Origin of the sequence: uncultured Methanobrevibacter sp. (genome assembly GCF_937906425.1) — an archaeon.
Classification (GTDB): domain Archaea; phylum Methanobacteriota; class Methanobacteria; order Methanobacteriales; family Methanobacteriaceae; genus Methanobrevibacter.
The window spans coordinates 1-6,793 of the sequence record NZ_CALCYR010000151.1 but is presented as its reverse complement, the minus strand read 5'-3'; the positions used below and the strand labels follow the sequence as shown (position 1 = coordinate 6,793).

General features: G+C 30.9%; 7 protein-coding genes. 2 read left to right on the top strand and 5 right to left on the bottom strand.

Annotation, left to right across the window (positions count from 1 at the left end):
* Nucleotides 1-216 precede the first annotated feature (216 nt).
* The 5 genes from Q0138_RS04335 to Q0138_RS04315 all read right to left on the bottom strand — a co-directional run bounded on the left by Q0138_RS04335 (nt 217) and on the right by Q0138_RS04315 (nt 3,944).
* A complete protein-coding gene (locus tag Q0138_RS04335) occupies nt 217-825 on the bottom strand; it encodes a DapH/DapD/GlmU-related protein (protein ID WP_297981447.1) in 609 nt (202 codons plus the stop codon).
* Between the two features lie 365 nt (nt 826-1,190).
* A complete protein-coding gene (locus Q0138_RS04330; RefSeq protein WP_297981445.1) occupies nt 1,191-1,415 on the bottom strand; it encodes a hypothetical protein in 225 nt (74 codons plus the stop codon).
* Nucleotides 1,416-1,509: 94 nt separating this feature from the next.
* Entirely contained in the window at nt 1,510-2,178 is a 669-nt protein-coding gene (gene rpiA / locus Q0138_RS04325; RefSeq protein ID WP_297981443.1) for a ribose-5-phosphate isomerase RpiA, read from the bottom strand.
* A 119-nt stretch (nt 2,179-2,297) separates the two neighbouring features.
* Nucleotides 2,298-2,735 carry a UPF0179 family protein gene (locus Q0138_RS04320; RefSeq protein WP_297981441.1) on the bottom strand — a complete coding sequence of 146 codons (438 nt, stop codon included), beginning with the start codon at nt 2,733-2,735 and terminating at the stop codon, nt 2,298-2,300.
* Between the two features lie 165 nt (nt 2,736-2,900).
* A complete protein-coding gene (locus tag Q0138_RS04315; protein WP_297981438.1) occupies nt 2,901-3,944 on the bottom strand; it encodes an NAD(P)-dependent glycerol-1-phosphate dehydrogenase in 1,044 nt (347 codons plus the stop codon).
* 328 nt (nt 3,945-4,272) lie between these two features.
* Between Q0138_RS04315 and proS the strand changes: the two genes are divergently transcribed.
* On the top strand, nt 4,273-5,679 hold the full coding sequence (gene proS, locus Q0138_RS04310) for a proline--tRNA ligase (RefSeq protein ID WP_297981435.1): 1,407 nt from the start codon (nt 4,273-4,275) through the stop codon (nt 5,677-5,679).
* Between the two features lie 203 nt (nt 5,680-5,882).
* Nucleotides 5,883-6,793: hypothetical protein (locus tag Q0138_RS04305; protein WP_297981431.1), on the top strand; the 911-nt coding region annotated here is incomplete at its 3' end.

Sequence of the window (6,793 nt, the reverse complement as noted above, 5' to 3'; positions counted from 1 at the left end):
ACGACGCTCTTCCGATCTAGAAAAATAAAGAAAAATAAAGAAAAATAAAAAAATAGATATAAAAATCAATTATTTAGAATAAAAAATGAAAAATAAAGAAAAATAAAAAAAATAAAGAAAAATAAAGAAAAATAAAGAAAAATAAAAAAAATAAAGAAATGATTTATTTAAATACTTAGTATATGAGGAAAGTAAAAAAGAATTAAATAAAATAAATCATTCTTCTATCTTTTTTATAAATTTAGCAGGCACTCCCCCTACAACAGTATTTGCTTCAACATCCTTGGTAAGCACCGCTCCTGCAGCAACGATAGCACCATCACCAATTGAAACTCCTGGCAGAACAGTAACATTGGAACCTAACCAAACCTTATTTCCAATGTGAATTGGTGCAGGATCCATATCTGCCCTATCATTAGGATTAAATGCATGATTTAAGGTAAGCAAACATGCATTATGACCAATCAAAACATCATCTCCAATATAAATTCCTCCCTGATCCTGCATCTTGCAATCTGAATTGATAAAAACATTCTCTCCAATATGAATGTTTTTACCACAATCAGTGTTGAATGGAGGAATTAAAGCTAAAGTTCTGTTAACTTCTGTATTTGTAAGTTTTGCAAATATGTTCTGAACCTCTTTAGGACTGTGATATTTGTTATTTAAGTCAGAAGTAATTTTCAATGCTTCCTGAGAAAGATAAGACATATATAGATGAATTCTGGAACCTCCCTTAACGGTCTTGCCAGAGTTTAAATAATCCAAAAAGTCCTTAAGTTCATCTTCACTTTCAAATTCTTCGTATAATTTTTCCAAATCCATAAAAATCAATCAAATAGCTAATTTTAATAATAAAAAATGTAAAAAGTTTAAAAAAAGAAATAATTTTTAAATTAAAATCATTGAAATGATTTAAAAATTAATTAAAAATTATAAAAAACACATAACAAAATCATTAAAAATTTATTAAAAATTAAATTAAATCTAAAAAAAATAAATTAAATAAAATATAATAAATAAAAATAAATTAAATAAAATATAATCAATAAAATAGATTAAATTAAATAAAATCTAATAAAAGTAAAGTAAATTAAATTAAATAAAATAAAATCCAATAAAATTAAATTAAATAAAATTTTAGAATTATTTAAATCCTAAAATTATTTTATTTTAAGAAAAAAACATATTTAATACATATTTCTACGATTCCAAGCTTGATAAACAATAAATATACCAATTAAGAGCAATACAAATTGTGGGAAAAGTACAAATATTATTACCGGAATCAAATTCAATTCAGCAAGAATCCATAGGATTGCAAAAATAATTATTAAAATTCCTGCTAAAAATAAAATCTTATTAAATAGTTCCCTATAATCTGATGGAAATGGTCTAGGACCTCCAAATGCCATATCATCACCTAAAGAAATTATTTTTTAAATATTTATTTAAATTTTCCAAACTATATAAAATATTTTAAAGATTAAAAAATTAAGATTTAATCAATTATAAATATTTTACACCGTCTTTGGAACCAATAATGACCTTGTCAACCATTTCAGTGAATAATCCGTTTTCAACTACACCCGGAATGGTGTTTAAGTCCTTTTCCATATGAATTGGATTTTCAATCTTGCCGAATGCAACATCCAAAACAAAATTGCCGTTGTCAGTTATTACAGGACCATCCTTGGATTGGCCCATTCTGATTTCAACATGACCACCCATATCTTCCAAAGCCTTTGTAACTGGACTTACTGAATCAGGTATGATTTCAACAGGAAGTGGGAAAGCTCCTAAACAGTCTACAAGTTTAGATTCATCTGCAATAATTACCAATTCCTTAGCAGAATAATCGACAATCTTTTCCAAGGTATGTGCTGCTCCTCCGCCCTTAATCAAATTAAAGTCAGGATCGATTTCATCAGCACCATCAACAGCCAAATCAACCTCATGCTCATCAAGAGAGGTTACTGGAATATTCCATTTGCGAGCAAGCAAAAAGGATTGATATGAAGTTGGAATTCCCATAACTGAAATTCCTTCATCCCTTACTCTCATTCCTACCTTTTCAATAAAGTAATGGGTGGTGGAACCAGTACCAAGTCCTAAAATTTGACCATCTTTTACAAGTTCAGCAGCTGCATAACCACAATCTTTTTTCATTTGACTCATAATAACACCAAACAAATCACAAAATAACAAAAAAATAAACAACAAATCACAAAATAATAAACAACAAATCACAAAATAACAAAATTATAACAATAACTAATAAAAATTTTCAATTAAATTTAAGATTGGACCTTAACAATACATTTTTGCAATTGATTTCCTCTAGGACAGTCCTTAAACTTACCTAAGTCCTTGATGTAGGTACATTTTTCTTCCTTCAATATACCATCCGGGAAACACATGCCTCTAAAGTCACAATCCTTATTTGAACATCCCTTTCTTGAAAAAGTAAAGTTGGATCCTTCAAAGACTCCCTTTGAATCTGTTAAAATGCATATTTCAGCATCCTCAACAGAAACAACCTTAACCTTTTCCTCCTCATGAATAGGACATTTCTGTTCAACATCCCGAACCTCTGTAATCGTATACATATGTCCGGGTATCAGAGAATCGACACAAGTGGCCTTAAAACGGCAACTCGAACATTCCTCTGCCGCTTCATAAAAAAGAAAACTTTCACCTTCCCTTGCCAATTTTTTACCAATCAATGTAATCATATAATCATAATCCTCAATTTTTATTAATAAATCAAACTTAACACACTAAAATCAAGGAATAACAATTAAAAAACTTTTCTATTTTTAAACTGAAATCTAATATTTGATAATTTTTTTATTGATAAAAAAATTAAAAACTTTTAAAATTCTTAATTTGGAAAAAAATCAAATAACTTCAGTCTTTATAGCCAACTTAATAGCAGCATCCCTGGTTAAACCATTGTCCCCTAAAATGGTATACCTATCAGGCCTTAGGGTATGTGCCATAGTCAAAGCGTCAATGATATCCTCATCATCAATTCCTAACTCAGCTGCATTTGTTGGGGCCTTGATCTTTTTAAGAATGGTTTGAATTGATTTCCAGTCCCCACCATGCAAATGCATCATCATTATTGTTCCAACACCGCACTGTTCACCGTGCAATGCAGGCTTTTTGGCAATCCTGTCCAATGCATGTGAGAAAAGGTGTTCAGAACCACTTGCAGGTCTGCTTGAACCTGCAATACTTATTGCCATACCGCTGCTGAATAGTGACTTTACCACAATACGAGCACTTTCCTCCAATCCTTCCTTAATACTGTCGGAAGAGTCTATAATAAGCTTTGCAGTCATTTGGGACAATGCTGAAGCAGATTCACTGTAAGATTCATTTCTTAATCTGTAAGCCAATTTCCAATCCTTGATAGCAGTATAATTGGATACGATATCTGCACAACCGGAAGCAATCAATCTAAAAGGAGAATTATTGATAATGCCTGTATCAGCCACTACAGCCATTGGAGAATTGGCATTTTTAGAAATGGAACCCTTTCCATTTTTAATTGAAGCCATTGGAGATGCTATACCATCGTGAGAAGCCGTGGTTGGAACGGAAATGAAATAGGAATGCTCATTGGTTGATGCCAATTTTGCAACATCAATGATTTTACCTCCGCCAACACCTAATACAACAGAAGCATTGGCAATTTTATCCTGAACCTTTAAAACTGAGTCTTCTGAAGCGTCTGGAACCTTTACAACATCCACTCCAAAATCAGATTTTTCCAAAGCCTCAACCGTTTGCTTACCTGCCACATCAAAGGTGCGGTAACCTGAAACAACTAGAGCCTCATCAAATAAACGTAAATCCTTACATATCTCTCCAATTTCATCCAAGACATTTGGACCTATATGCACTTCCCTTGGCATCTGAATCTTTTTGGAATCCATATTATTCTCCTTTAAAATTATCATTAGAATTTAAAATTTTAGCATGTCAATTAAATATTAATTTAATATATGTTTGATATGAATAAAAAAACTTTTGATTTAAATTTAAAAAAATCCCTGAAAAATTCATAAAGGAAAATGGAATAAAATTTCAAAATCCGAAAAAATGATAAAAAATTAATGAAAAAAGTCTAAAAATCTAAAAACTATATAATTAATTAAAAACATATTTTAATATACTATATAAAAATTGAATTTCAATTAATCAAATTATTATATAATTCTTATACAAATTATAAAGGATTAAAATTATTTTTATGGTGATAATGTGGAGAATTTTAGTGAATGGTTCCATAACATTTTAGAAGAAGGACAGATAATTGATTCAAGATATCCTATTAAAGGAATGAGCGTTTGGCTCCCATATGGATTTAAAATAAGAAAATACACCTTGGAAATATTTAAAGAGCTTTTGGACAAGGAACATGATGAGGTTTTATTCCCACTTCTAATTCCAGAAAGCGAACTTGCAAAAGAGGGCAAGCATGTAAAGGGATTTGAAGATGAGGTTTATTGGGTAACCCACGGTGGACAAAAGGAATTGAATGAAAAACTAGTCATAAGACCTACCAGTGAAACATCAATCTATCCGATGTTTTCATTATGGGTAAGGTCACACATTGACCTGCCAATCAAGCAATACCAAGTTGTAAACACCTTCAGATATGAAACCAAACATACAAGACCTCTCATAAGGGTAAGGGAAATTACAACCTTTGCAGAAGCTCACACTGTTCACTCTACAGCTGAAGAGGCTGAAAAACAAGTTGAAACCGGAATTGAAATCTACAAGAAATTCTTTGACGAACAGGGCATTGCATATCTCATCAGCAAAAGACCTGTATGGGACAAGTTCCCTGGTGCAGAATACACTATGGCTTTCGATACAATAATGCCTGATGGAAAAACCCTGCAAATAGCTACCGTTCACAACTTGGGACAAACCTTCTCCAAAACCTATGACATCACCTTTGAAAACAAGGAAGGTGAACATGAATACGCTTATCAAACCTGTTATGGAGTCTCTGACAGGGTAATCGCATCAAGTATCGCTTCTCACGGAGATGAAAAGGGATTAAGACTTGCTCCTAGAATAAGTCCTAAACATATCACAATCATTCCAATCATCTTCAAGGATGGTGCTGAAGAGGTTATGGCAGCATGTGAAAAGATCAAGGATTCCCTTGAGGAAAATGGAATAAGGGTTGAAATGGACACAAGGGACCTTAGACCGGGTAAAAAATTCTATGACTGGGAATTGAAGGGAACTCCTCTTAGATTCGAATTGGGACCAAGAGACCTTAAAAACAATGTTGCAATCATTGGAAGACGTGATACCGGAGAGAAGATTGAAGTTTCCCTTGATGAAAACATTCCTGAAAAAGTGGAAGACTTGCTCAAGGAAATTGAAGAAAACCTTAAGGCTGAAGCCTGGAAAAATCAGGAAGAAAGAGTGGTTTATCTTGAATCCCTTGAAAATGTTGCTGAAGTTGTTGACGATGGAAATGTTGTCAATTTCCACTGGTGTGGAGATGAGGAATGTGGAAAGGCCATTGAAGAGGAAACTGATGTTGACATTTTAGGAATTCAAGAGGAAAATATTGAAACTGAAAAGACCTGCCCACACTGTGGCAAACCGGCAAAACATTTAGCATTAATGGCAAAAACCTATTAAAATCCCAGAATTTTATAAAAAATATAAAACATTAAAATAAAACATATAAATTCAGATTTTTATAAAAAAATCTAAAACATTTAAAATAAAACATATAAATTCAGATTTTAATAAAAAAATCTAAAACATTAAAATAAAACATATAAATTCAGAATTTTATAAAAAAATACGAAGACGAAGATTTAATCGACATACAAAGATTTTTGAAAAATAACAACAAAAAAAAAATAAATATTAATTTATACAAAGAAAATATAACAAAAATCGACGAAAAAAAAGAGCCCCAGGGTGTTGACAAGGTGGAGGGGGGTGAAAAGAGCGAGGAGCAGATAACTCTTTCACCAAAAGAAAAAAGCGAGGAGCAAATAAAAGAAGAAAAAAGAAAAGAAAAAATAAAAGAAGAAGTACTTAAATTAGAAAAGAATCCATCGAAACAAAATTATTTATTTTTTAAAATGGAAAACAGCTACGAAGAAAGAGAAAAATTATTTTATAAAAATATGAAATTAAATAGGAAAATTAATATACTAGGAAAAGAAGAGTTAAAACATTTTTATCAAAAATTCAAAGAACAACAAAAAGAATTAAAAGAAAAAGCCAACACAAAAAAAATCGAACTCAAAAAAGAATGGCGTTCTAATTCCTTATTATTACCCAAATATAAATCACCAATAATGAACATAATAAAAAAAGAAGAAAACGAAAAAATCAAAGAAAAATGCGAAGAAAAAAATATCAAGCGAAAAAACTTAGAAAAAAAATTCAATATAGAAATCCCCTTACCTAAAATAAGTGAAAAGTTACGCAAAGAAAATTTAAAACAAAATTTAAATTTGAACAGTTTACAAGGAGTACATAGAGTCAAATATATCAAAGACGAATTAGACAAAATAAAAAAGAATTCTACAAGTTCGGCATCCAGAACCGGTATTTCTCCTAATGTCGATTTAACAAATTATTATACTCGTGATGAAACGGACGAGATGTTTGCTACTAATGATGACTTAGACAATCTTACAGATGCCATGCAAAATATTAGGGATAAAGCATATGAAAATGGACAGAATATAAATTCTGTTAAAGAGAATACCGAAGATATACAGCAAGATATAGC